At 70.0% G+C, this 25,423-nt stretch carries 19 protein-coding genes and 4 pseudogenes; 9 read left to right on the top strand and 14 right to left on the bottom strand.

Annotation, left to right across the window (positions count from 1 at the left end):
• Positions 1–460: 460 nt before the first annotated feature.
• Positions 461–1,590: pseudogene (locus IE313_RS03480) on the top strand (methyltransferase).
• Positions 1,591–1,909: 319 nt separating this feature from the next.
• On the opposite strand, the pseudogene IE313_RS03475 reads toward IE313_RS03480, so the two are convergent.
• A pseudogene (locus tag IE313_RS03475) lies at positions 1,910–2,044 on the bottom strand (IS5 family transposase); the annotation flags it as partial.
• A 640-nt stretch (positions 2,045–2,684) separates the two neighbouring features.
• Positions 2,685–3,314, bottom strand: a complete 630-nt coding sequence (locus tag IE313_RS03470; protein ID WP_189929397.1) for a TetR/AcrR family transcriptional regulator — start codon at positions 3,312–3,314, stop codon at positions 2,685–2,687.
• Between the two features lie 121 nt (positions 3,315–3,435).
• Here IE313_RS03470 and IE313_RS03465 point away from each other — a divergent pair, with 121 nt between their 5' ends.
• Positions 3,436–4,245, top strand: a complete 810-nt coding sequence (locus tag IE313_RS03465; RefSeq protein ID WP_189929396.1) for a class II aldolase/adducin family protein — start codon at positions 3,436–3,438, stop codon at positions 4,243–4,245.
• A 589-nt stretch (positions 4,246–4,834) separates the two neighbouring features.
• On the opposite strand, the gene IE313_RS03460 is transcribed toward IE313_RS03465, so the two are convergent.
• Together IE313_RS03460 and IE313_RS03455 are read right to left on the bottom strand one after the other, a co-directional pair.
• On the bottom strand, positions 4,835–5,722 hold the full coding sequence (locus tag IE313_RS03460) for an alpha/beta fold hydrolase (RefSeq protein ID WP_189929395.1): 888 nt from the start codon (positions 5,720–5,722) through the stop codon (positions 4,835–4,837).
• 221 nt (positions 5,723–5,943) lie between these two features.
• Positions 5,944–6,675, bottom strand: coding sequence for a flavin reductase family protein (locus IE313_RS03455; RefSeq protein WP_189929394.1), 732 nt, complete (start codon positions 6,673–6,675; stop codon positions 5,944–5,946).
• 238 nt (positions 6,676–6,913) lie between these two features.
• Here IE313_RS03455 and IE313_RS36590 point away from each other — a divergent pair.
• A pseudogene (locus IE313_RS36590) lies at positions 6,914–7,146 on the top strand (IS630 family transposase); the annotation flags it as partial.
• A 134-nt stretch (positions 7,147–7,280) separates the two neighbouring features.
• On the opposite strand, the gene IE313_RS03450 reads toward IE313_RS36590, so the two are convergent.
• Positions 7,281–7,685 (bottom strand): tautomerase family protein, encoded by a 405-nt coding sequence (locus tag IE313_RS03450; RefSeq protein WP_189929393.1) that lies wholly within the window; start codon positions 7,683–7,685, stop codon positions 7,281–7,283.
• Between the two features lie 88 nt (positions 7,686–7,773).
• Here IE313_RS03450 and IE313_RS03445 point away from each other — a divergent pair, with 88 nt between their 5' ends.
• Complete coding sequence (locus IE313_RS03445; protein ID WP_189929392.1) at positions 7,774–8,313, top strand: MarR family winged helix-turn-helix transcriptional regulator; 540 nt, start codon at positions 7,774–7,776, stop codon at positions 8,311–8,313.
• Between the two features lie 794 nt (positions 8,314–9,107).
• Here IE313_RS03445 and IE313_RS03440 read toward each other — a convergent pair.
• The 3 genes from IE313_RS03440 to IE313_RS03430 form a co-directional block, all read right to left on the bottom strand.
• Positions 9,108–10,034 carry an alpha/beta fold hydrolase gene (locus IE313_RS03440; protein WP_189929391.1) on the bottom strand — a complete coding sequence of 309 codons (927 nt, stop codon included), beginning with the start codon at positions 10,032–10,034 and terminating at the stop codon, positions 9,108–9,110.
• A 183-nt stretch (positions 10,035–10,217) separates the two neighbouring features.
• The gene (locus tag IE313_RS03435) at positions 10,218–11,210 is read right to left on the bottom strand and encodes an NAD(P)-dependent oxidoreductase (RefSeq protein ID WP_229924349.1); all 993 of its coding nucleotides are present in this window, start codon (positions 11,208–11,210) and stop codon (positions 10,218–10,220) included.
• 89 nt (positions 11,211–11,299) lie between these two features.
• Positions 11,300–11,788 (bottom strand): winged helix-turn-helix transcriptional regulator, encoded by a 489-nt coding sequence (locus IE313_RS03430; RefSeq protein ID WP_189929390.1) that lies wholly within the window; start codon positions 11,786–11,788, stop codon positions 11,300–11,302.
• Between the two features lie 129 nt (positions 11,789–11,917).
• Here IE313_RS03430 and IE313_RS03425 point away from each other — a divergent pair.
• Positions 11,918–12,473: pseudogene (locus IE313_RS03425) on the top strand (transposase).
• 157 nt (positions 12,474–12,630) lie between these two features.
• Here the strand turns inward: IE313_RS03425 and IE313_RS03420 are convergent.
• From IE313_RS03420 to IE313_RS03405, 5 genes are all read right to left on the bottom strand, one after another.
• Entirely contained in the window at positions 12,631–13,596 is a 966-nt protein-coding gene (locus IE313_RS03420) for a pirin family protein (protein WP_189929389.1), read from the bottom strand.
• A gap of 359 nt (positions 13,597–13,955) precedes the next feature.
• Positions 13,956–14,123 (bottom strand): carbohydrate-binding protein, encoded by a 168-nt coding sequence (locus IE313_RS34950; protein WP_229924348.1) that lies wholly within the window; start codon positions 14,121–14,123, stop codon positions 13,956–13,958.
• Positions 14,111–15,307 (bottom strand): glycoside hydrolase family 43 protein, encoded by a 1,197-nt coding sequence (locus IE313_RS03415; protein ID WP_229924347.1) that lies wholly within the window; start codon positions 15,305–15,307, stop codon positions 14,111–14,113. Before IE313_RS03415 ends, IE313_RS34950 begins: the two co-directional genes overlap by 13 nt.
• A 46-nt stretch (positions 15,308–15,353) precedes the next feature.
• Positions 15,354–16,892 (bottom strand): family 43 glycosylhydrolase, encoded by a 1,539-nt coding sequence (locus IE313_RS03410; RefSeq protein WP_189929388.1) that lies wholly within the window; start codon positions 16,890–16,892, stop codon positions 15,354–15,356.
• A gap of 561 nt (positions 16,893–17,453) precedes the next feature.
• Positions 17,454–18,467, bottom strand: a complete 1,014-nt coding sequence (locus tag IE313_RS03405; protein WP_189929803.1) for a LacI family DNA-binding transcriptional regulator — start codon at positions 18,465–18,467, stop codon at positions 17,454–17,456.
• Between the two features lie 152 nt (positions 18,468–18,619).
• Between IE313_RS03405 and IE313_RS03400 the strand changes: the two genes are divergently transcribed.
• From IE313_RS03400 to IE313_RS03385, 4 genes are all read left to right on the top strand, one after another.
• Positions 18,620–20,446, top strand: a complete 1,827-nt coding sequence (locus tag IE313_RS03400) for a glycoside hydrolase family 2 protein (protein WP_189929387.1) — start codon at positions 18,620–18,622, stop codon at positions 20,444–20,446.
• 110 nt (positions 20,447–20,556) lie between these two features.
• Positions 20,557–21,915, top strand: coding sequence for an ABC transporter substrate-binding protein (locus IE313_RS03395; RefSeq protein ID WP_189929386.1), 1,359 nt, complete (start codon positions 20,557–20,559; stop codon positions 21,913–21,915).
• A 23-nt stretch (positions 21,916–21,938) separates the two neighbouring features.
• Positions 21,939–22,856, top strand: coding sequence for a carbohydrate ABC transporter permease (locus IE313_RS03390; RefSeq protein ID WP_189929385.1), 918 nt, complete (start codon positions 21,939–21,941; stop codon positions 22,854–22,856).
• A 1-nt stretch (position 22,857) separates the two neighbouring features.
• The gene (locus IE313_RS03385; RefSeq protein ID WP_189929384.1) at positions 22,858–23,796 is read left to right on the top strand and encodes a carbohydrate ABC transporter permease; all 939 of its coding nucleotides are present in this window, start codon (positions 22,858–22,860) and stop codon (positions 23,794–23,796) included.
• A gap of 66 nt (positions 23,797–23,862) precedes the next feature.
• On the opposite strand, the gene IE313_RS03380 is transcribed toward IE313_RS03385, so the two are convergent.
• Positions 23,863–25,290, bottom strand: coding sequence for a dihydrolipoyl dehydrogenase family protein (locus IE313_RS03380; RefSeq protein WP_189929383.1), 1,428 nt, complete (start codon positions 25,288–25,290; stop codon positions 23,863–23,865).
• Positions 25,291–25,423 lie beyond the last annotated feature (133 nt).

Raw genomic sequence — 25,423 nt, 5'->3', positions numbered from 1 at the left:
GGCAAGGCACCGAGGGCACCGTCGTCCTGCCCCGCCGCTGGAAAGTGGAGCGGACGATCGGCTGGTGCATGAACACACGCCGTGACGCACGCGACTGCGAGCGTCTTGCACAGCACTGCGAAGCCCATCTGCACTGGGCACTCATCACCGAGACGGCCAGGCGCCCCACCCGCAGAAGCCCCGCACCAGTCAGTGGACGAAGAAGCCCACCCGCTGACCTCGCAGCCGGTGCTTGGAATCCGAGCAGCACCTGTGCGAGCCTGCTGCCACTCCTTCGAAAGGGCTGACCCTGATGCTCGGCATGGTTGTCCGGGACGTCCGCTCTCGCACTTCGACGCGAGAGCGGTAACGACCACCTGCCTCAACGCGCACGCCTGTCCGACGGACAGGCGTGGGTTCGGCCTGCTCCCCGTCGAAGTGCTCTTCGTGCCCCTGCACGTTCGACCACGAGGAGTACGCGGTGTCCACCATCCACTGGACCACGGGCCGCACCCACCGGTCCGCCCGCTGGCATTCCGAGAGCGCCGCCCCGCTTCCGCAGCGAACCGTCGTCGCCGATGACCGGATGAAGGCCGACGACGCCTACCGCCGGGCATGTGAGGGAACGGCCCTGCTCTGGCAAGGCGACTTCCACAACGGCCGGCAACTGCTTCACGCGATGGGCCGCCGCATCGACCGCGTATCACCCAGGCCCAGCACTTCGCTGAGCGAGGCCTTCCATCTGCACCGACGCAGCACCAGTCACCGCGCCCATGTCCTCGGAAAGCTCCTGGTGCCACTGGACGACGACCACAGGCCGGCCTTGCGCCGAGCTCCCGACACCCGCCAGGCCTGCCTGGAAGCCTACGGCCCCCGCAGGGACCCATGGCAGTCCCGCTCCGGGAACTGCTGGGAGTGATCGGCGCCCACCAGTGGCGCCTGAAGGGGATCGACGTGCCGGCGCTCGGTACCCGAATCCACCCCCACTACGGCGTGTTCGCGCCGGTCAGAGGCGAGTACGTCGACCTGGTCGCCCGTACGCCTCTGCCGCCGGAGACCCGGCGCAGTCCCGCCACCAGTACGGCGTTCGATCTCGGCACGGGAACCGGCGTCCTCGCCGCTGTCCTGGACCGCCGCGGAATCGACCGCGTCGTGGCCACCGATATCAGCCCACGCGCCCTGACCTGCGCCAGGGAGAACGCCCACCGGCTCACACTGTCCGACCGGATCGAGGTGTCCGGCCCCGGCCTGTTCCCCGAAGGCCGCGCCGACCTCGTTTTGTGCAACCCGCCCTGGCTTCCCGCCCGTCCGACCAGCTCCGTCGAGCAAGGCGTCTACGACCCGGACAGCACCATGCTCCACAGCTTCCTCGCTGGACTCTCCGCCCACCTCCAGCCAGGCGGAGAGGGCTGGCTCGTCCTGTCCGACCTGGCAGAGCACCTCGGCCTCCGGACACGTCGGCAACTGCTCGACGCCATCCGGGCAGCGCGCCTCCGGGTTGTGGAGAAGATCGACACCAGGCCCCGGCATCCACGTGCCAAGGACGCCACCGACCCACTGCACGCGGCACGAAGCGCCGAGACCACGTCCCTCTGGCGTTTGACAGCATGACCGGCAGTCCCCTCAGGCAACGGCACCTCACCTCCCGGTCCCCCAGGTGAGCACATCCCGTGGGTGACCTCGCCACGCCCACGGGATGACCCGGTGCCCCGCCAGACCTGAGGATCGAGAACACCTACTCGCAGGCCGGTGCTTGCCCGGCCGTGCTGTCGGTGGCCTACCGGGCATGGATGGGCCGCCGCCTCGGAGGCGGGAGCCGAGGGGCTGGGTGCCCGGCGGGCAGCAGTGGAGCTGGGCTGGCAGGGTGCGGGCCCCGTCCCGGCCGGTTGTGGAGGCCGGCGTGACCAGCACGGCCTGCACGAACCCGAGAGTGCCGTTTGCGCCCGTTGATCTTCTTCCCGGCATCGTATCCCCGTGAAGCGAGGGCGACGGTGGCGTCCGCCTTCACCGGCTGCGAGTCCACGCCCCCTGCGCTCGGCTCCAGACTGGGGCCCTCAGCCCGGCGGACGGCTTCACGCAGCCGCGGCTACCACGACCCCGCGACACTTCAACAACAGGGCCTCCTGCTTCTCACTGGACTCGACAACCGCGAGCTACCAAGAGGCCCTTCCTTCGTGCCTCGACGCAGGACAACCCACCCGATCCAAAACCTCGTTCGAACCGGACCGAGCACACGAACGGATGGACGACAGCCAGTTGAACCTCATCGGCCGCACAGCTCGCACCCCGGTGCGCAGTCGTCGCCGACAGATGACGGCGCAGCCGAGGGTGACGAACGCGTGGTGGATGCCGTCGCGGATCTCCCGGCGGACGCGTAGGCGGCCGAACCAGTGCAGCGGTGCGATCGCTCCCTCCACGACCCAGCGGTGGACGCCCGGGCCGGAGCGAGCCGTGCCCGGTGCCGCGCCGGACGATGTGCGGGGTGATCTGGAACCGGCGGACCTTGTCCCGTGGACCCCGTGGTCATGGCCTCGGTCGGCGTACAGGTGCTCGGGGCGGTGCGGTGGCTGGCCGCGCTTGCCGCGGATCGGCGGGACAGCCTGGATCAACGGGATCAGCGGGATCAGGCGGGGGCGGAAGTGCTCGCCTTCGGCCAGTGCCGGTAGTCAGCCGACGGTGGCAGCGGGTAGGGCACGGCGAACCGCTCAGCGGGCGTTCGATGCATCGCGGGTGACGGCAGCGAGTAGGGGTGCCGTGAAGCGGCGGTCGAGTTCGCCCGGCGGGAGGCGATCCGGCTCGACATAGCTCTGGGCCAGGCCGCCTTCGCGGATGGCGACCAGGAGGCGGGCGAAGTCCTCGGCATCAACGGTGAGTTCGCGGCCCAGGCGGCGTACGAGGTCCTCGATATGGCGGGCGAGCAGCGTGCGGGCGCGGGCGTCGTGTTCGGCCAGCTTGCGGGCGGCCTCGGGAGTGCGGATGGCATGCAGGGTGAACTCGGTCGTCACCAAGTACCAGGCGCGCTCGGACGGTTCGAGGCGGCTGCGGGAGAGCGCCTGTGCGAGGGCGTCGACGCTGGGCTCGCCGTCCGCGGTGACCTGTTCGACGATGGCGGCCATGCGCTCGGCCGAGCGGTCGATGTGCTCGTCGAAGAGCGCGAAGAACAGCTCCTCCTTGGTACGGAAGTTGGAGTAGAAGGCCCCTCGGGAGTAGTTGGCGCGCTCGCAGATCTGCTCGATGGTCGCGGCGTGGAAGCCCTGTTCCGCGAAGACCTCCAGTGCGGCCCCGAGCAGGGCGGCTCGGGTCCGCGGGCGGCGCTTGGTGACCCCTTTGGGCATGGCTGGCTCTCTCTCGCCTGATGTGTGGCTCCGTGACGTGATCCACGATACATGTATGTATCCGATGCACGGGTGTATCTTTTTGTTGTTCGCAGCATTCCCGACCTCATGGAGGACCACCATGGGCACCGCCACGTTCGCCGACGAGCGCTACATCCTGGGCCCCGCTCCCGAGAGCGCGGGCCTCCCCACTCCGCCGGTCTTCGACTCGCCCGAGGCGGAACGGCAGTACCGCAAGGAGCAACTCGCCGCAGGATTCCGCCTCTTCGGCCGCTTCGGCTTCTCCGAGGGCGTCGCCGGACACATCACCGTCCGTGACCCGGACAACCCCCACCACTTCTGGGTCAACCCGTTCGGTATGAGCTTCAGCCAGATCAAGGCGTCCGACCTGGTCCTCGTCGACCACGAGGGCCAAGTCCTGCACGGCAACCGGCCGGTGAACCGCGCCGCCTTCGTCATCCACTCCCAGGTGCACGCCGCCCGCCCGGACGTCCTGGCCGCCGCGCACGCCCATTCCCTGCACGGCAAGGCGTTCTCCAGCCTCGGCATCCCGCTGGCCCCGATCACCCAGGACGCCTGTGCCTTCTACGAGGACCACGGCCTGTACACCGACTACCGGGGAGTGGCCGACGAGATCGAGGAAGGGCAGCGTATCGGCGCGGCACTCGGCCCGCACAAGGCCGTCATCCTCGCCAACCACGGCCTGCTGACGACAGGTCGGACGGTGGCCGAGGCCGTGTGGTGGTTCATCACCATGGAACGCTCCTGCCAGGCCCAGCTCCTCGCCATGGCCGCGGGCACCCCCCGGCACATCGACCATGCCACGGCTCTGAAGACCCGCGACCAGGTCGGCACCCCCACCGCGGGCTGGCTCCAGGCCCAGCCCCTGTGGGACCAGATCACCGCCTCCGACCCGGACCTGTTCAACTGACTGCCCGCGTGCGGCGCTGGGCCACTGGGCCCGCACCGGCCCGTGCCTCGCGCCGCTCAGGCGGTCCTCCTCAGCGATCAGAGCGGGCAGGCCGCACCGCTCGGCCAGCCGGATCGTGGGACGAGCCCCCGCGTGCGCGATCAGATCGGGGTCGTCGAAGGCGGCGAACAGCGCCATGGGGCTTGGAAGACTTTCACTTACGAGATGCCTTGCTACGTGGGACTGATGAAGGGCGTTGGAACTCCCATCATCCCCGGTTCAGCAGCACATTTTTCTCTTTCACCGTCCACAGCCCGAACGTCACGCGGTGGATCCAGGCTGAGGCGGGGGCAGCAGCGCGTGGGGAACGGGTTTTCCGTGAACGAGGTACGGAGAACATCTGGCTTTTATCACATCCAGCGCGACGCGCAGCGCGATGTGCCTAAGCCGCGGAGATCAAACAGCAGTTGGCGAACTTTCCTGGGTGATGAACTCAAGCTGGAACTCTCCCAGCGCAGGACGCTGGTCAGTCCTGGGTTCTCTCACCAAGGATCGATGAGGAACCACGCTTTCACCTTTCACACCGAGCCTTGGGGAAGGTCGCCTTCCCTCAGAGGGTGGAGAGCAGTTCGTCGAGAGCCCGATCGATTGATGAGAGGAAAATCGACATGTGCCCATGTCCTTTGAGTAGATGTGACGTCGCGCCAGGAATATGCTGTGCGAGCCATGCGCCATGGGCGAAGGGTGCTGCCAGATCCTCGGCTCCGTGCCATACGACGGTGGGTACGGCTATCTCCCGCACCGAGAATCCCCAGGGTTTGACATAGGAAAGCGTTTCATCGACCCAGCCGTCGACTCCATGCCGCAGGCCCTCGGCCCAACTCGCACCGATGTCTGCTGCTGTTTCTGCTGTCGCGAGAATTCGATCGGCGGGAGACAGCAGGCTCATCAGGATCTGGCGTACCTCCTCGGCGCCGGCTGAACGCTTTCCCTGAGCTTCGTCTTCCATTGCGGGGCGGATGGCGTCCTCTCCCTGCAACGCCTTGTTGAATTCGTCGGCGTTGCTCTGCGCCATGCCGACGAAGAATTCGGACCCGAGTTCCTCGTACGGGGCCACACTGCACATGACCGTCGCCCCGGCGACCCGTTCAGGCAGTCGAGCCGCGGCTGCCAGGGCGTGGGGGCCACCACCCGACCAACCGAGATGGAGTGACCGGGGAGCTCCGAGATGATCCAGCACGGCAGCCACATCGTTCACCGTATCCACTACCGAGCGGCCGGGCAGCCGGGTGGACGTGCCTACTCCTGGGCGAGAGAACGAAACCAGCCGCAGTCCGCGATCATGTGCGGCACGCTGCAGGAAGCGGAACTGCCTTCCCGAGGTCGACGATCCGTGATAGTAGACGAGAGGCACTCCATCGGATGGCCCGGAAACCTCAATGTCAAGCAATCGCTGATCCGGCAGGGATAGTGCGATTGGCTCCGAATCGGCGACCACCGCGCTCCATGGGCACTCGCCGCCGAAGCCGCACATCCCGGAGAGGACGACCCCTGGGCCCGGCTCAGACGCCTCCGGAACGCGGAAAAACCGCTGTAGACCAGGAGACATCCGGTCCCAGTGCCCTCCGTGATTGCCGACCACACAGGATCGAGTACGCGGACACCTTGCCGAGGAGATCTCGCCGTGGCGGGAGTTCCTTGACACGCCCAACTTCCCCATCAGTCATGGGCAGTGGGCGGTTCGTCCTTGACCGACCCCGAAGCAGACCAGCTCGTACTCTCCACCGCCGAGTATTCTGCGTCGTTGCCGTCAATGCGTACCATGCGTCGGCTCGCTCGCTCGGTGAGGACCTCATCGCTCAACGGGGGCACGAAGGCGTTATCCACGACGGTGTACTCGGCCGCCAGACGCCCGACGGGCGCGAGAGCTCCGAAGTCGATGCGTCCATTGATGTAGATGTCGTCGCGCACGTGGAAGTTGACCACCTCGCCCCACACCACGTGGTTGAGGCCGTCCGGGGAGGAGAAGATCTCGTCGACCCGGCATTCCAGCGCGATGGGTGAGCCCTTCACCCGCGGCGGTGCGACCAATACCGACGCTTCCTTTTCCACGCCCACGGTGTCGAACTCGTCCACGTCCGGCTCGAACTCGACGGCGCTGCGGTGGAGTGGCATGATCTGCGGTAGTGTCGCCAGGTTGGTGACGAACTCGCCCGTGTCACGGATGTTCAGGAAGCTGTCCTTGAGGGTGCGCCCGTCGGATTTCGGCTGCATGGACAGCGAAACCTTGGGTGGCTTGCGCCCCACTACGGTAAAGAAGGAAATGGGCGCCAGGTTGCCGACGCCGGCCACCGACTGTGTGCTGACCCACGCTATGGGACGCGGGATGATGCTGCCGATCAGCAGCTTGTACGCCGACTTGGCGTCCAGCGTGCTCGCGTTGATTTCCATGGAAACTCCTTTTTGTCCGATGCATCCGGCGGGGCCGTCCGCCGAAGGACTGGTGCACGCCGTTGTAGATGGTGCCGGCCGCCACCACCAGGCGGAGCCGAGCAGGGAAGGACGGCCGCCTGTGCTCTGCCGCCTGTAAAACCCATCGGCCTGGGATTCGGATGATCCGCACGCACAAAAGCGTCGGTCGGCTCGAAGAACGCCACGCCCTGAGCCCTCGGGCCGCGGCTCTGCTCAGCGGCATGGCTGGTCCTGTCAGATCCCGGCTCGCTGGGCGAGGGTGCGCGATGAGGCTGCGGTGGCCGGCCGGGTGAAGGGGAACTGGCCGAGCGTGGAAGGACGACGGCGGTGCTCGATGCCTGGCTCGTCTTCGAAGACGGAGCAGGCTTCTCGATGGAGCCGCCCACCATCCAGACCTGGGCGCGGCGCGGTCAATCCCCTCTCGTGCGAGTCCGGGGCCGCTTTCGCCGCGCTTATCGGTCGCTGGTTCGTCGCCGTCCGAAGGGGCTTACGCCAACTCCGATACCGCCCCGACGCCCCCAACGGCTGCCGAGTCGGTACCGGACTCGTACCCGCCCCACCAAGACGACACCACGGCTTCAACGTCAGTCGCTGTCCCGCTCGTCGAGCCAGTCGTCCTCGGCTCCCGGCTCGGGGAGGATGCGGCCGCCCTCGACGGCGAACCTGGCCGGGGTGTCCAGGATCATCACGAGGATCCTGGATTCCGGGATGTCCGTCACGCGGCCGGCGGCGGTCGAAATGTCCTTTGCCAGCCGTATCTTCTCGCTGTCCGCTCGGCCGGCCCGGGTCATACCTTCGATCAGCAGAGGCCGCGACGGGGACCCGTCCGAGAACACGTTGGCCTCGGGCAGTTCGGTGAAGGTGACGTGGACGAAGGAGGTGGGGGCGCCGGTGACGGCGGAGTGGATCTTGGTGATCTCCACAGCCAGGTTCGCCTTCTGCTCGTCGGTGACCACGTCGCGGGTGGTGGTCACGGTGTAGACAGGCATACGATGCTCCTAATTCCGTGAGCTCAAACTGTGTGAGCTCGTACTTTCAATGTAGGTTGTATCCACCATCTACGCAAGGGAGACCCTCGTGACCGAACTCCCACCGAGCTGGGAACCCACCACCACCGCGACCCATCTGATCCGCAGGGCCTTCCAACGCGTGACCGCCTGTTGGACAGAGGCCCTTCCGGGCGAACTCACCACCCCCCAGTTCGCCATCCTCGCGGTGCTGCTCCGCGCGACCGGACCGATCGACCAAGTCACCATCGGCGAACACCTCGGACTGGACAGCTCCACCACCAGCTACCTGATCAAGCGTCTGCACGGGGACGGACACCTGGAGTCCGAGATGGACCCCGACAACCGCAGGCGGCGGCTGATCTCGCTCACCTCCCAGGGCAGGCGCGTGGTGACCGAGGCGTTCCCCGGCGCCCGCGTCGCAGAGGAAGCGGTCCTCGCCCGCCTCGGGCCGGCGGACCGAGAACTGCTGCTCAACCTGCTCCGCCGTCTCGTCGACGCGGAGAAGCAAGCTCTGCCTGACCAGATGACTTCTTCGGACGGCTCGGATGGAGGCCATAACACGTTCGGTGTAACTCCTGATCGAAGAGGACGCATCGATGACCAGTGAGAACGTGGCCGAGACTGAGTCTGCTGAGGGCCAACGCGTCTCCCTACCGGAGAAGAGCGTCACGCCGGACGAGTTCTCGCAGGAACGACCGTCCGACATCTTCGCCGTCCCGAAACGCCCGTACCCTCGGAGCGGGGCTCGCCGTCACCGTCCTCGGCACGTACTCGATCGGATCTCCGCTGTCGCGGACGAGGCCTGCCGAGACTGAGCATCGCCGCGGCCCGCTGGTCTGCGGCATGCGCGACGTGGTGCCGACAGGTGGCACGGGAACTGGCGGATACAGGCCCGGGCTTGTTCAGGACGCATTCCCAGGAAAAGCCCCGGGGGCGCCCGGGGGGCAGACGGTGTGGTCGGCACGCGGCTGGGGAGTTTCAGCGTAGTCCGCGCCGATGGCGAAACCCTGCGACGGACGCGGAACCGGCGCGCCCAGAGCCGCCGGGTCGAACTCTCGTGCCTGCGCCACCGCCTCCGGCGCCCGGACGCGGAAGGCGGGCCACTCGTCGTAGGCGCTCTGCGGTTCAGGGCCGAACCGTCCGCTGCCGGCGCTCTCCACGCCGATCGCACCCTCGTCCTTTGAACAAGGTGAGACGCCGGGAGAGGTTTCCGACGCGCATGATGAGATGCCTTCTCTTAGGTGGTGGGGTGACTGGACGTGTGCCGGAGCACGGCAGGGTGAACCGCCGGCAGGTCGGCCCGCGGTTCACCCTGCCGTGCTGTCCGTTTCGAGCACTCGGGTCATGCCGTCTGCTTCTGGCCGATGACCCGGTCCTGGTTGAACGGTCCGCGCCCAGGCGTCAACCGAGGAATTCGGCGAGGGCAACGACCGTCTCGTCGGGGTTTTCCTCGGGGAGGAAATGGCCGGCGTCCACAGCCGTGCCGTGGCGGTTGTGCGCGTACTCGTGCCATACGGCCAGTGGGTCGTACGTCCGGCCGACAAAACCTTGCTTCCCCCAGAGCACGAGCAGGGGACAGGTGATCCTTTGGCCCGCGGCGGCGTCCGCGCCATCGTGCTCCAGGTCGATGGTGGCAGCCGCGCGATAGTCCTCACACATCGCGGCAATGGCCTCCGGGGTGCGGAAGCACCGTGCGTACTCCGCCCACGCCGAAGAGGGGCCGGCGGTCGTGGCGAGGCCCCCGCCGAGCAGCCGGTGAAGAAAGAATTCGGGCGCGCCACCGATGAGCGTTTCGGGCAGACCGGCCGGCTGCGTGAGGAAGAACCAGTGGAAGTATGCCTCGCCGAGTGCCCGGTCGACCGTCGCGTAGACGTGACGGGTGGGGACGATGTCGAGGACCGCCGCCCGTTCGACCGCGTGCGGATGGTCCAAGGCCATCCGGTGCACGACGCGCGCTCCGCGGTCGTGCCCCACGGCTGCGAAGCGGTCGAATCCGAGCCGCGCCATGAGGCCGACCTGGTCGGCGGCCATCGCCCGCTTGCCGTACGCGGAGTGGTCCGGGCCTGCGGGCGGCTTGCCGGAGTCGCCGTAGCCGCGCAAGTCGGCGGCGACGACGGTGTGGTCGCGGGCGAGCCTCGGAGCCACGTACCGCCAGGCGAGGTGGGTCTGCGGGAAGCCGTGCAGGAGCAGCACGGGAGGCCCCGAGCCACCGACCCGGCCGTGAATCCGCACACCGTCGACATCCACGTCGAAACCCTGGAACTCCGTGAGGAACGCGGACTCTGCTGAAGAAGTGCCTGGCCCAGGCAGGCGATCGGCGCCATTCATCCTCTACTCCTTGGTCTCGGGGCCGGTGCGACAAAAGCGCATCGGTTCTGGAAGTCCTCCGAGGGGCGCGCCATACAGGAGGCCATTCACTGATGACCGGGGTGCGCAGGGTGCTCACATCGGGCTCCTGCACGCCCAAGGGAACCGCTTGCTCTTCCCGGTGGCGTCGTCGATGAAGCGGGATCAACCGCGCTTGGTAATGACAGGATCGATTCCGTTGACTACGTTGGCCACTGGTCTCCCCTCGATGGCAGCCTTAACGTTCTCGAAGGTCACGGAGAAGACATTTTTCAGGGATTGACGCGTGGCCCCCGCCGTGTGGGAGGACAGCAGTACGTTCTCGTGGCTACGCAGTGGGTGAGCGACGCTCAAAGGCTCCTGCACGTACACGTCGAGCGCGGCCCCTGCCAAACGGCCACTCTCCAGAGCAGCAAGGACGGCGTCATCTGGCGCGATCTCTCCACGAGCGACGTTCACCAGAAAAGCCCCCTCCTTCATCATTCCGATTCGCCGCGCATCGAGAAGGCCGTGAGTCTCAGCCGTCAAAGGCAGGCATACGACGACGACATCGGAGGTGGCGAGAAGTTCTTCCATCTCAAGGAACGTCCCTTCGGCCCGACGTCGACGCGACCAGTACACAACTGGGGAACCCAGTGCCTCGAAAAGCCGCTTGACCTCTGCGCCGATCGCCCCCATCCCCAGAATACCCACGCGGCGATTACCCAGTTCGTCGGCGCCGCGTGCGGTCGTGTCGAACTGCGGCCACCCGCCTTCACGCATCCGCCGGTCCGCCCAGGTAAGGCTGCGTGTCAGGTCAAGCGTGGCCGCAAGCGCCCATTCAGCCACCGCTCGCGCATTCGCCCCGGGCGCGTTCGCAACCGGAACTCCCGCCGCTGTAAGGGCCTCCACGTCGAAAGAATCCAGTCCGACCCGAGGTACCTGCAAAAAGGCGAGACGTGAAGCTGCCGCTACGGCGTCGGCTTCGAACGCGAGCGCCCCCGTGTAGTCTCCCATGACTATATCGACATCTTCCAACGCCGCGAGCACTCCGGCCCTGTCCCGCACGGCGGGAACGCTGAGTTGCACACCCAATGGATCGAACAGCTCATGCAAGCGCTTCTCAGCCAGGGGAGGCAGCGCCAACACGCGCCACGATGACCGAATGTTCTCAGGCACTGCATCTCCTATTGCAACGTGTCTGCATGGATTTCTCTTGCGCCCATGGACGACAGTCGTCAGCAGTGGACCCTGTGACCTGATGCAGGTCACACGACAGCGGCGAGGTGCACGGGAGGTCCGTCGGCGCCGGGCCGGGTCCACTCGGTTCGCTCGACGGTCAGCGGCTGGTTGCAACTGGTGCACCAGTCCGCGGACTGCGCCGGCTGGCCGCACTCGGTACAGGTGATCGCCATCGGCCGTGCCCACTGCGGTGCCGTGGTGTGCTTGGCCCCCCAGTTGGCGAGGGCGTGGAGTACGGGCAGGGCGTCACGCCCGGCGTCGGTCAGGCGGTACTCGACCCGCGGGCGCACGGTACCCCCGTAAGGGATCCGGGCCACCAGGCCGGCCTCGGTCATGCGCGCGAGCCGGGCCGCGAGCACGTTGTCGGACGAGCCGAGCGCCGTGCGCAGGCCCTCGAAGCGAACGTTGCCGGCGAACAGCTCGCGAAGGACCAGCAGGGTCCACGGATCACCGAGGACGTCGAGACTGCGAGCGATCGGGCATGGCTTGTCCGACCAGTCCGACCTCAGAGGCATAGTATTTCCTTTCTTCAAGAAAGCTAATGCCTGGACGATACACCTCTGGCCGGAGGGACGACAACCCGCGGCCTCCTGGTCCGCGGCGTTGGACCGTGTCCCATGTGGTGATCGCTCGTTGGGGTGTTCATGGGGTGGGGCAGGTGGAGTTGGATGGTTCCGGATGGGCTGTGGGAGATCACCGAGCCGCTGATCCCGCCGCCCAGGGTGCGGCCGCAGGGCCGCGGGAACGCAGGACACGCCTGACGAGACGCTGTTTGCCGCGATCATCTACGTGCTGGTCAGCGGCTGTGGTCGGCGTGCGTTGCCGCCGTGCTGCGGGATATCGAAGTCGACCGCGCACCGCCGGTTTCTGATCTGGTCCCGTCGCCAAACGAGAGACGACCCGCACAGGGGCCGCTGCCTCAAGCCGCAACGTCTGCACGCAGACAAGGCTTACGACGTTCCTCACCTGCGGAAATGGTTACGCGGCAAACGCATCGGCGTCCGGATCGCCCGCAAGCGCATCGAGTCCAGCGAACGCCTCGGCCGCCGCAGGTGGGTGATCGAGCGGACCATGTCCTGGCTGACCGGTTATCGCCGACTCAACCACCGATACGAACGCCACCCCCGTAACCACCTCGCCCTTCTGGGACTAGCTGCAACCCTGTGCTGCTACAAACGCCTCGTCCGTCCCACCGCATAGGACACGGTCTGAGGACGCCCGCAGAAGACCGGACTTGGGAACGGGAGGCGGCCCGCGAGGGGGCTCCTCGGGGGCGCGAACCTTCTCCGCCGCGACACGCGCCGAGCTGAGACACTCGCGCCACACAAGAGGGCCACTCCGGAACAGTATGCCCAGGTCAGCGCACCCGCCCCCGCGGTTTCAACGGAACCGGGGGCAGTTGGGGAGCAGGCAGGCGATCGCCGTCGTAGCCGTGCACCTCGCCGAAGCGGGAGCCGTTCATCCAGTCCTCACGGGCCTGTGCGACGTCCTCCTGGGAACGCCCGATGAAGTTCCACCACATGACCAGTTCCTCCGCGAAGGGCTCGCCGCCGAGGAGCATCACGGCGGCGTCCGAGGCCGCACGCAGCGGCAGTTCGGTGCGGCCGCAGCCGAGGTAGAGCATCGAGCCCGGGAGCACGGGCACCCCGTCGACGTGGGCCTCGCCCGACATGGCGAGCACGGCGTACTCGAAGTCGGGGTCGAGCGGGAGGCGTACGTCCGCGCCGGAGGTGAGGGACAGGTCGGCACCGACCAGGGGGCTGTAGGTGGTTCCCGGTGAGGCGGCGCCGTCCAGGGAGCCGAGGATGACGGTGGCGGTGAGTCCGGGCGCGGTGACGGTGGGCAGTTCGGCGTGGTGCTCGAAGTGCGGCTCGGTGTGGCGGTCCCCGTCCGGCAGGGCTACCCAGAGCTGGGCGCCGTGCAGCAACCGTGCGTGCGGACGGGGGCTCTCCTCGGAGTGGCTGATGGCCCGGCCGGAGGTGATCAGGCCCAGCTCGTAAGGGCGCACGGTCTGCACGCTGCCCAGCGAGTCGCGGTGCAGCACCTCGCCCTGGTGCAGCCAGCTCACGGTCTGCAGACCCATGTGCGGGTGCGGCGGCACCTGCATACCGGGCTCGTCGGCGATGTCGTCGGGGCCGTAGTGGTCCACGAAGCACCAGGCGCCGACCATGCGGCGGCCCAGGTTCGGCAGCAGGCGGCGCACCTCGGTGGACTCGCCCAGTCTGACTTTCCGGGGACTGAGGAGTTCACGCACCGGCTCCGCGACGACGAACCCGCGTCCGCCGCAGAGTGCGGGAACTGCCTCGCGTTCGAGATTGCTCATGGTGCCCAACCTAACCCCGCGGTGCCGGGCCCGTGAGACCCGATGCGGTCAGGAGCACCGGTCGGGCGCACTCGGTGCCGTTCGGCCGGCCGGACCACCGCCTCAGGCCGGGCCGCGCCGGTCCAGGCCGCGCCGGGCCGCGCCGGGCCGCGCCGGGCCGCCGCACCGCACCCGGCCGGCCCCGACCCAGCCCGAGCCGGCGCGACACCGGCCGGTGTGACGCGGCCGGCACCCGCGGTGGGCTCGCCCACCGGAGCGCGTCTGCCGGTGCCATCGCCCGGCAGGTGCGCCCACCATGCGCCGTCGGACCGGGCCGCCGGACCGGGTCGGACCGGGCGGCCGGACCGAGGCAGGCGCCGTCAGGCCACCTCGATGCTGTCCAGTTCCGCGTAGTAGTCGCCCTTGGACAGCCGAAGCGTGTTCCACCCCTCGTGCAGGCCGACCGTGACATCGACCTTCTGCCAGTTGTCCCAGCCGGTGAACGGATAGTGCACCGCGCCCGCACCCACCCCGTTCACGGTGAGCACGTGCGAGGCCGGGCTCCTGGTGCCCGCCGCGTCCAGCGAGCCGTTGCCGAAGCGCACGGACAGGGTGTGGTCGCCCGCCGACGCCGCGAAGACGCTGAACTCCACGTAGCTGTCCGCATGGTCGATCTTCCCCACGGCACGGCCGTCCAGCGCACCACGGCGTCGTGCACCGCCGCGTTCTCCGCCTGGTAGACCACCTTGCTGCCGCGCACCACCGGATAGCCGTTCGCCCAGCCGAGGTCCGCCACGTACAGCGCCCGGTAGCGGTACGCGGGGTCCCAGCCGTGGAAGACGATCCTGTCCCGGCCGTCGGGTCCCGTCACCACGTCCTGGCCGCCCGGGCCGCGGACCGTGCCGGCGAAGGAGTCCGTGGTCATCAGCGGCGCCGCGGCCTTCGTGTAGGGGCCGGTGAGGCCCGCGGAGACGGCGTAGCCGGTGGCGTAGCCGTCGCCCGCGTAGGAGCCCGCGGAGTAGATAAGGACGTAGTGGCCGTCGCGCTTGACGAGGGTCGGCGCCTCGATGACGTTGCCCTCGAAGGGCCGGTCCTGGCGGATGAGCCGGACGGCGGCGCCGGTGGTGGAGGTGCCGTCGCGGCCGACCGGCTGGATGTGCAGCCAGGTGTCGAGCCCGCAGCAGTTGCCGTCGTTCTTCCAGAGCAGGTACCGCTGTCCGTCCTCCGTGTAGCTGGAGGGGTCGATAGCACCGCCGTCGGCCGCCGGGCAGACCAGCGGGCCGTCGCCCACCGGCGTGAACGGGCCGTCGGGCGAGGCGGCCTTGGCGGCACCGATGCACTGCTTGTCGCTGGCCCGGTCGCGGGCGGTGTAGTACATCGTCAGCCCGCTGCCGTTGTCGAAGACGTCGGGGGCCCAGACCAGCGACGCCTGCGGGAGCGCCCAGGAACCGACGGCGGGCAGGGCGTCGGCGGCGGCCACCGACCAGTGCACCAGATCGGTGGAGGTGGCGTGCCGGATGTTCTTGCCGTCGCCGTTGGTCGCGTAGGCGTGGTAGGTGCCGCCCACCTTGACGACGTCCGGGTCGGGGAAGTCCCGGTCGAGGACGGGGCCGCCGGTGGCCGCCCGGGCCGGGGCGGTGGCGAGCGGGACGGCGGCGAGGACGGCGGCGGCGAGCAGGGCGGTGAGGGCGCGGCGCGGCCGGGAACCGGCTCTGCCGGGGTACGGGTGCATCCGGAAGCTCTCCTTTCGTGGCGGCGGGCCCTGGTGGGCCCCGGGCTCAGTCGGTGTACACCTCGGCGCGGTCCACGCTGACGAAGGAGGCCGACGAGTTCGGGTCGTGCGCGCCGGTCACACGGATCCGCAGGGTGTGCTGGCCGGGGGCCAGCCGCGGGCTGATGTACTGCACCACCTCGCCGGTGCGGATGGCGCCGTAGTAGTCGACCTGCTGCTCGGGTCCGCCGTCGACGCTGATCGCCGCGTAGCCGTTGCCGACGTCGCGGACCGAGAGCAGGGCGATGCGGGTGCCCGTGAAGGTGAAGGTGGCCGAGGCCCCGGCCTGGTCCAGCCAGTGGTCGTCGCCCCAGAAGCACTGTGCGGCGCAGCCGGTGCCGGTGTTCCAGGTGCCGGTGAACGCCACCCCGCCCGGCCCGCTGGAACGCCCGTCGTCGTTGATCCAGTAGGCGCCGGGTCCGGGGTCGCCGGACGGGAGGTCCTGGGTGGCGCCGGTGGCGAGGGGAACCCCGAGGTCGGGGCTGCCGTCGGCCCGCCAGGTGAACTTCTGGGCGCGGGTGGTGCGGTTGTCGTACGTGTAGGTGCCGGTGCTCTTGGCGTGGTAGACGATCCAGTCCTCGGTGCCGTCGGGAGAGCGGAAGAAGGCGTGATGGCCGGGGCCGAAGACGCCGTTCGCGTCGGCGCGGGAGAACACGGCCCCCTGGTGCTGGACCCAGTTCGCGGGCACCAGCGGGTCGGCGCCGTCCGGCAGCGACATCATCCATACCTGGTAGTCGGGCTTGCCGGTGTCACAGGTCGAGTACGTCATCCAGGTGCGCCCGCCGTGGTGCAGGAACTCGGGCCCCTCCCTGACCTCGGGGCAGCCGCCGGCCGCGTCGACGGCCACCGCGTTGCCGGAGAGCGTGTACGGATTGGCGAGCGGGGCGATGTCGAGGCCGTTGTGCTGGTACTGGTTGATCCCGCTGTAGGCGAGGTAGAGCCGTCCGCCGACCTGGAGGATGCCGGGGTCGATGGCGAAGTCCTGCGCGTGGTTGGGCGGCGCGAGCTTCGCCTTGAAGTGGTAGGGGCCGGCGGGGTCGTCGCGGTCGGACTCCAGGACGTACAGCCGATGGTGGTCGTCCACGCCGTCGTCGGCCGTGTAGTAGAGGTACCAGCGGTCACCGAAACGGTAGAACTCCGGGGCCCAGATGTTCCGGTTGCGGGAGGGGTCGGCGTCGGTCCAGACCGTGGCGGGGGCCGCGGTGAGCAGGGTGGCGAGCGACGGCGAGCGCCACATCCTGATGCTGTCGCCCTGGGTGGTGGTCAGGTAGTAGGCGCCGTTGAAGTAGGTCATGAACGGGTCGGGGCCGGTGTTCAGCGGATTGCGGAAGGTGCCGGACCCGGCGGCCGGCCGGACCGTGCCGGGCGCCGCCGCGGACGTCCCGCCGGTGGGATCGGCCACCGCGGGAGCGACAGCGGCAGAAGCGGCCGCCGCGGGAGCGGCCGCCGCGGGAAGCGAGCCCGCGAGCAGGGCGGCGAGAGCGAACAGGAGCGTGGCGAGCAGACCTCTTCGGCCTGCCCGGTGTGCGGGAAGCGGTGCGGACATACGGCATCCCTCCGGAACACGTCTCGGACGAAGCCCGCCGCGGGATACCGCCTCGACGGGCTTTACATCGATGTAACCACGTCGCGACGACGGTAAGGACGGGGCGTGAACCTGTCAATGGCGGGGGCACAAGGGGGAGGTGGCCGACGGCGTGCCCCCGCCCGGTGCCGCCCGTCCACCCCCGCGGGGGTCGCGCGCGGCCCGCCGGCACCCTCCGCTCCCCCACCGGCCCGCCAGGGCCGGGGCGAGCCCGCACGGCGGACGGGCGGGCGGCGGACGAGGCCGGACGCCGGGCCGGGCGGGCGCAGGCGGGGACGGGCAGGGCCCCGGGCGGCGGACGGGGCGGGACCAGCCGGGCCGGAGCGGGCCGGGGCGGCCCGCACGGCGGACAGGACGGCCCCGGACTGCGGACGGAGCAGACGCACACGCGCACAGGACTGGCCCGGACAGGACGGTGCCCCGGACGCGAACAGGACGGCGGACGGAGCGGCGCACACACGAACAGGACTGACCCGGACGCGGACAGGACGGCCCCGGACGCGCTCCGCGGACGCGTGCCGCTCAGCCCCCCGAGCTCTCCCGGACGATCAGGCGGTGCCCCGCCACGTGCTCCACGGGAGGCGGGCCGTCCTCCGGCCGGTCGATGCGGTCCATCAGCAGGTGCACGGCCGCCCGGGCGATATCCCGCTTGTCGGGGGCCACGGTGCTGAGGGTCGGGATGCTGAAACGGGACGCCTCGATGTCGTCGAACCCCACCACGTCCAGGTCCTCGGGCACGGAGAGGCCCCGTTCGTGCAGCGCCCGGACCGCGCCGAGCGCCAGGTGGTCGTTGAGGCACAGCAGGGCGTCCGGCGGGTCGCGGCGGGTGACGAGCTCGGTTGCGGCGCGGGCGCCGTCCTGCCAGTGGAAGGCGGGGACCGGGACCACCAGGCCGCTGTCGAAGGGCAGCCCGGCGGCGCCCAGCGCCGCACGGTAGCCGTGTGTGCGCAGCCGGTCGGTGCCCTGCGGCCCGCGCAGCGCGCCGCCCACCACGGCGATGCGCCGCCGGCCGCGGGCCAGCAGGTGCTCGGTCGCCTCGCGGGCCGCCAGGACGTTGTCGATGCCCACGTGGTCGGCGCCGCCGGGTGCGGTGCGCTCGCCGAGCAGCACCAGCGGCAGCCGGGTGTCGCGACCGGTCAGGTCGCGCGGCAGCAGCGCGAGCGGGCTCAGGATCACTCCGTCGGTGAACTGGGCGTCGAAGCCGGAGACGGCGGCCAGCTCCCGCTCCCGGCGGCCGCCGGTCTCGTGGATGAGCACGGTGCCGCCGCGCCGGTCGGCCTCCAGCATCACGTGCCGGGCCAGCTCGGCGAAGTAGGCGACGTCGAGCTCGGGCACCACGAGCGCGAGCATGCCCGTGCGGCCCCGACGCAGTTGGCGGCCCGCGAGGTTCACCCGGTAGCCCAGGGCGTCGATGGCCTCGCGGACGGCGGTGCGAGTGCGCTCGGAGACGTGCTCGTAGTCGTTGATCACGTTCGAGACGGTCTTCGGGGAGACGCCCGCGTACTCCGCCACGTCCTTGATCCTGGGCCTGGGCACCACGTTCGCTTCCTTTCCGCCGCCATGATCGTACCCAGCATCACGAATCGGTCTCGCGGCACCCGTTCTGAGCCCCGGACTATTTACATCGATGTAATGCCATGGTGCCATGAGCCCCGCACCGAACGGCACCTGCGTACGCGAGGAGCAGCATGTCCTCTCCCCCGCTCCCGGACGTCCCACGTCCCGAGTACCCCCGGCCGCAGTTCGCCCGCGAGGCGTGGCTGAATCTCAACGGCCGCTGGCAGTTCGAGATCGACCGCTCGGACAGCGGCCTCGAACGGGGCCTCGGGGAACGTGCTCTCGCGGACGTCATCACGGTGCCGTTCTGCCCGGAGTCCGCGCTGTCGGGCATCGGTGAGACGGACTTCATGGAGGCCGTGTGGTACCGCAGGACGGTGGCGGTGCCCGGTGAGTGGGCCGGCTCCCGGGTGCTGCTGCACTTCGGCGCCGTCGACCACGACACCACCGTGTGGGTCAACGGCACCGAGGTGGCCCGCCACCGGGGCGGCTTCACGCCCTTCACGGCCGATCTGCACGGGGTGGCCGAGCCGGGCTCCGAAGCGGTGATCGTGGTCCGGGCCCGCGACACCCGGCACGGACCGCAGGCCCGCGGCAAGCAGGCCACCTGGTACGCCAACTCGCACTGCCACTACACGCGCACCACCGGCATCTGGCAGACGGTGTGGCTGGAGCCGGTGCCGCTCGCCACCCGTCTCAAGCGTCCCCGCATCACACCCGACCTGGCCTCAGGCTCCTTCCACCTGGAGCTGCCGGTGACCGCCAACCTGCCGGGCCACCGGGTCAGGGCGGTGCTCGGTGACGAGCGGGGCGAGGCGGTACGGGCGGAGAGCCGCGCGGATCTCGACCTGTGCCCGCGCCTGGTGCTCACCCTGCCCGAGGACCGGGTGCGCCCCTGGTCCCCCGGCGACCCGCACCTGTACGACCTGCGCCTTGAACTGCTCGACGCGCGGGGGACGGTGGTGGACGAGGCACGCTCGTACGCGGGACTGCGGGCGGTGGCCCTGCACGGCAGGCGGGTGCTGCTCAACGGCGAACCGGTCTTCCAGCGCCTCGTCCTCGACCAGGGCTACTACCCGGACGGACTGATGACGGCACCGTCGGACGAGGCCCTGGAGCGCGACGTCCGCCTGGGGCTCGCCGCCGGGTTCAACGGCGCACGGCTGCACCAGAAGGTCTTCGAGGAGCGCTACCTCTACCACGCGGACCGGCTCGGCTACCTGGTGTGGGGGGAGTTCGGCGACTGGGGCTGCGAGGTCGGTGCCCGCGACGACAACCAGCGCCCGGACGCGTCCTACGCCGCCGAGTGGCTGGAGGCGCTGGAGCGCGACTACTCGCACCCGTCGGTGATCGGCTGGTGCCCCCTCAACGAGACCTACCAGCACCTGCACGACCGCATCACCCAGCTCGACGACGTCACCCGGGCCATGTTCCTGGCCACCAAGGCGATGGACACCACCCGTCCGGTGATCGACGCCTCCGGCTACGCGCACCGGATCGCCGAGACCGACGTGTACGACTCGCACTGCTACGAGCAGGACCCCGAGGTGTTCGCCGGCCTCATGGCGGGCCTGGCCGAGGGCCGGCCGCACACCAACACCGCCCCGGACGGCAGGCCCTGGTCGGTGCCGTACCGCGGGCAGCCGTACTTCTGCAGCGAGTTCGGCGGCATCTGGTGGGACCCCTCGGCCGCCGGGACCGCCGCCGGCGACGAGCCGGACTCCTCCTGGGGCTACGGCCAGCGGCCGCGTACCGCCGAGGAGTTCGTCTCCCGCTTCACCGGCCTGGTGGACGTCCTGCTCGACGACCCCGACATGTTCGGCTACTGCTACACGCAGCTCACGGACGTCTTCCAGGAGCGCAACGGCGTCTACGGCTTCGACCGCGCGCAGAAGGTCGACACCGGGCTGCTGCGTGACGTCCAGCGGCGCACCGCGGCCTGCGAGTCGCGCTCCTAGCCGGCCGGCGCAGGCCGGACAGCCGCGGGGCCGCCACCCGGCGCCCCGGCACACCCCGGCGCCCGCACCCCCTGCGCCACCCGTACACCGATGTACAGGAAGGGCATTCCATGGTCGACCTGCCTCTCCCCCGGGCCGCCTCCCTGGACGGCGGCGCCCGTGTGACCCGCCGCCGGGCGCTGCGGGCCGCTCTCGCCCCGGCCTCCGCACTGCTGGCCGGCCCTGCCCTCAGCGCCTGCGGTTCCGCCCTCGCCGCCGACGAACGGACGGTACGGCTGTGGGACCTGTTCTCGGGCGGCGACGGGGCCAACCTCAACACCATGATCGACACCGCCCGCCCGGACATGCCCGGCACCCGGATCGAGCGCACCGTGCTGGAGTGGGGCACGCCCTACTACACCAAGCTCGCGATGGCGTCGGCAGGCGGCCGCGGCCCGGATGTGGCGGTCATGCACATGTCGCGGCTGCCCGGCTACGCGCCCACCGGCCTGCTGGACCCCTGGGATGCGGACCTGCTCGCCGAGTACGGCATCCGCCGCGCGGACTTCGCCCCGGCCGTGTGGGCGCGCGCCCAGTCCATCGGCAGGACCTACGCCGTCCCGCTGGACACCCACCCCTTCATCGTCTTCTTCCATCCGCATCCGGCCGCGCAGGCGGGCCTGCTGACCGGGGACGGCGCACTGGACCTGGCGGCGTTCAACTCCCCGCAGGGGTTCCTGGAGGCGGGCCGGGAACTGGCGAAAGCCTCCGGGAAGCAGGGCATCGCCTTCGGCTACGTCAACGACTCCGCACAGGCCTGGCGGCTGTTCTACGGTCTGTACCGGCAGACCGGAGCCAGCCTGGAGCTGCCTGACGGCGGCCCGGCCGAGGTGGACGAGGACCGGATGGCGGAGGTCATCGCCTTCATGGCGAAGATCACCGACGGGAAGGCCAATCCGAGGGGGCTCGACTACAACGCGGGCCTCGCCGGCTTCGTCAACGGGCAGGCCGCCATGATCCTCTCCGGTGAGTGGGAGCTGCCCACCTTCAAGGCGGCCGACCCGAAGGTGGGTGCAGCGCCCTTCCCCACCGTCTTCGGCACGCCCGCGGTCTACGCCGACTCGCACTCGTTCGTCCTGCCGCACCGCCCGCACCCCGACCCCGCCCGCCGCAGGCGCGCACACCGTGCGGTGGCGGCACTCCTCAAGGCGGGCCAGGTCTGGGCCACGGCCGGTCACATCCCGGCGTACCGCCCCGTGACCCGCACCAAGGCGTACGCCGAGCTGATGCCGCAGGCCCATTACGCGGCGGCCCAGGACCACGTGGTGCTCGACCCGCCGGCCTGGTTCGCCGGGGCGGGCTCCGACTTCCAGAACGCCATGTGCCAGGTGCTCCAGCAGGCGCTGCTCGACGGTCTCGCCCCGAGGGCGGCCGCGCGCGCCATGGTCCGGCGCCTGGACACCTTCCTCTCGAAACCCAGTCCGGCCTGAGCCCGAGCGCAGGAGGAACCACGATGTCCGCTCCCCAAGCCGCGCCGCGCCCGGCCACCGGCACCCCACCCGCCGCGGCGCGCCGCTTCCCCAGTCCGGGGCTGCTCTTCGCCCTGCCGTTCCTGGTCCTGTTCGCCGTCTTCATGGTCTGGCCGCTGGTGCAGGGCCTGTGGATGAGCCTGACGGACCGGTCACTGTCCGCCCACCCGCCGTCCTTCGTGGGCCTGGACAACTACGCGGAGGCACTCGGTGACGCCGAGATGTGGCGCTCGGTGGGGCACACCGTCCTGTTCACCCTGATCTCGACCGTGCCCCTGGTGCTGGTGGCGCTGGTCATGGCCCTCCTCGTGCACACCGGGCTGCCGGGGCAGTGGGTGTGGCGGCTCGCCTTCTTCGCGCCCTACCTGCTGCCGGTCGGTGTGGTGAGTCTGCTGTGGCTGTGGCTGTACCAGCCCGATCTGGGCCTGTACAACCACCTGCTGAACTCCCTGGGACTGGACGGCGTGGCCTGGCTGAGCGACGAGTCGGTGGCGATCTGGGCGATCGCGCTCACCACCCTGTGGTGGACGGTCGGCTTCAACTTCCTGCTGTACCTGGCCGCGTTGCAGTCGCTGCCCGACCACCTCTACGAGGCGGCGGCCATCGACGGTGCGGGGGCCTGGCGACGGCTCGGGTCGATCACGCTGCCGCAGCTCGGCCGGATCACGGGTGTGATCACGGTGCTGCAGGTGCTCGCCTCGCTCAAGGTGTTCGACCAGGTGTACCTGCTGACCAAGGGCGGCCCGAACGGCTCGACCCGGCCGGTCGTCGAGTACGTCTACGACGTCGGGTTCACCGGCTACCGCCTCGGTTACGCCTCGGCGATCAGCTACGTCTTCTTCGCCCTGGTCGTCCTCGCCTCCGTCGCGCAGCTCACCGCCTTCCGCCGCAGGGAGAAGTGACATGACCTCCACCGAACTGCCCGTGCGCCCCGCCCGCCCGGTCCGGGGCCCGGTGCCGCGGGCCGGCGCCCGACGCGGGTCCGCCTTCGGGACGGGCACGAACCTGACGCTGGGCGGCAGCCGGCTCACCAGGGCGCTGGCGCTGGGCGCGCTCGCGGTCTTCGCCGCCGTGTGGCTGCTGCCGCTGCTGTGGGCGCTGCTGACGTCCTTCAAGTCGGAACGGGACGCCAGCGACCCCGGCCACTGGTTCTGGCCGGGTTCCGGTTTCACGCTCGACGGGTTCCGCACCGTCATCGAGCGTGGGGACCTGCCGCTGTGGATGTTCAACAGCCTGCTGATCTCGACCGCGGTGACGGTGGTCACCGTCCTGGTCTCGGCCATGGCCGGCTACGCCTTCTCGCGCACCCTGTTCACCGGGCGCAGGTGGCTGTTCGCCGTGACCGTCGCCGCCGTCCTGGTGCCGCAGCAGGTGCTGATCGTGCCGTGGTTCCGGCAGATGCTCGCGCTGGGGCTCATCGACACCTACGCGGCGGTGATCCTGCCGCAGACGGTGATGCCCATGATGGTCTTCATACTGAAGAGGCACTTCGACTCCGTCCCCCGGGAGCTGGAGGAGGCCGCGCGGCTCGACGGGGCCGGGCACTGGCGGGTCTTCTGGTCCATCGTGCTGCCGCTGTCCCGTCCGATGCTGGCCGCGGTCGCGATCTTCGTCTTCATCACCGCCTGGAACAACTTCCTGTGGCCCTTCGTGTCCACGTCCGATCCGGCGCTGATGACGCTGCCGGTGGGCATCACCTCGGTCAAGGACGCCTACGGCGTCCAGTACGCGCAGACCATGGCCTCGGCCGTGCTCGCCGCCCTCCCGCTGGTGCTCGTGTTCATGCTCTTCCAGCGGCACATCGTCAAGTCGGTGGCCACCACGGGACTGGGCGGCCAGTGACCGCGGGGCCCGCCCGGGCCGGCACACGCATCCGGGCCGGCACACCCGCCCGGGGCGGCGGACCCCTCAGTTGTCCCGGTACGCCTCAAGGAGCCGCAGCCACACCTCGCTGATCGTCGGGAAGGACGGCACCGCGTGCCAGAGGCGGTCGAGGGGGACCTCGCCGGCGACGGCGACGGTGGCCGAGTGCAGGAGCTCGCCAACGCCCGCGCCGACGAACGACGCACCGACCAGCACCTCGCGGTCCAGGTCCACGACCATACGGGCGCGGCCCCGGTAGTCCTCCGCGTAGAGGCCGGCGCCCTCGGCGGAGGTCATCTCCTGGTCGACGGCGCGCACCCGCAGGCCCCTGCTCTCCGCCTCGGCGAGGGTGAGGCCGACGGAGCCGACCTCGGGATCGGTGAAGACGACCTGCGGTACCGCGGCGTGGTCGGCGGTCGCGGTGTGCGAACCCCAGGGGTCGGTCTCCAGGATGGGCACGCCCTGGGCACGCGCGGCGATGGCGGCGCCCGCGATCCTGGCCTGGTACTTGCCCTGGTGGGTGAGGAGCGCACGGTGGTTGACGTCACCGCACGCATAGAGCCAGGTGGTGCCCTTCACCAGGCAGGTGTCGTCGACGCTCAGCCAGGAGCCGGGTTCGAGACCGATGGTGTCGAGGCCGATGTCCTCGGTGCGGGGCGCACGCCCGGTGGCGACGAGGATCTCGTCGGCCTCCACTGTCCCGCCGCCGACGACCTCGGCCGTGACCGTGTCGCCGTCCCGGGCGACCGAGGACACCGCGGTGCCGGTGCGCACCTCGGCGCCCGCCTCGCGGAGCGCCTCGGCGACCAGCTCCCCGGCGAACGGCTCCATCCGCGGCAGCAGCCCCTGGCCGCGGACCAGCATGGTCACCTCGGATCCGAACGCCTGCCAGGCCGTCGCCATCTCGCAGGCGACGACGCCGCCGCCGACGACGAGGAGCCGGCCCGGCACCTGGTCGGCGGAGGTGGCGGTCCTGCTGTCCCAGGGCCGGACCGTGTCGAGTCCGGGCAGGGCGGGCAGCGCGGCGCGGCTTCCGGTGCAGACGGCGACGGCCTGGCGCGCGGACAGCTCCTGCACTCCGCCGTCCGGGGCCGTCACGGTGACGTGGCGGGGGCCCGCGATCCGGCCCTGGCCGCGGAACAGGTCGGCGCCGATGCCGGTCAGCCAGTCGGCCTGACCGCCGTCCTGCATGTTCGCGGTCCAGTACTTGCGGTGGGCGAAGACCGCCTGGACGTCCAGCGGTCCCTGCACGTCCTGTTTGACACCGGGCACCCGCCGGGCCTCCGCGCGTGCGATCACCGGTCGCAGCATGGCCTTGCTCGGCACGCAGGCGTAGTACGAGCAGTCCCCGCCCACCAGTTCGCTCTCCACGATCGCGGTGCTCAGTCCCGCGGCACGGGCCCGGTCCGCGACGTTCTCGCCGACCGGCCCGGCGCCCAGCACCACCACGTCGTACTCGATCACATCCGTCATGAACGTCAGTCTGGCGGCAGGTGTGCGCCGCGGCCACTCGGGTACGCGCGCGGAATACGTGCCGGTCCGGATCGGTTGTCGCTCTCGCTGCACCGGATCCGGGAGCCGGAGTCCGGATATCCAGGAAGAGGTA

It is taken from the genome of Streptomyces sulfonofaciens (assembly GCF_014656295.1).
GTDB lineage: Bacteria > Actinomycetota > Actinomycetes > Streptomycetales > Streptomycetaceae > Streptomyces > Streptomyces sulfonofaciens.
The sequence above is the reverse complement of the archived record's forward strand: the minus strand, read 5'-3'. Positions and strand labels throughout refer to the sequence as shown.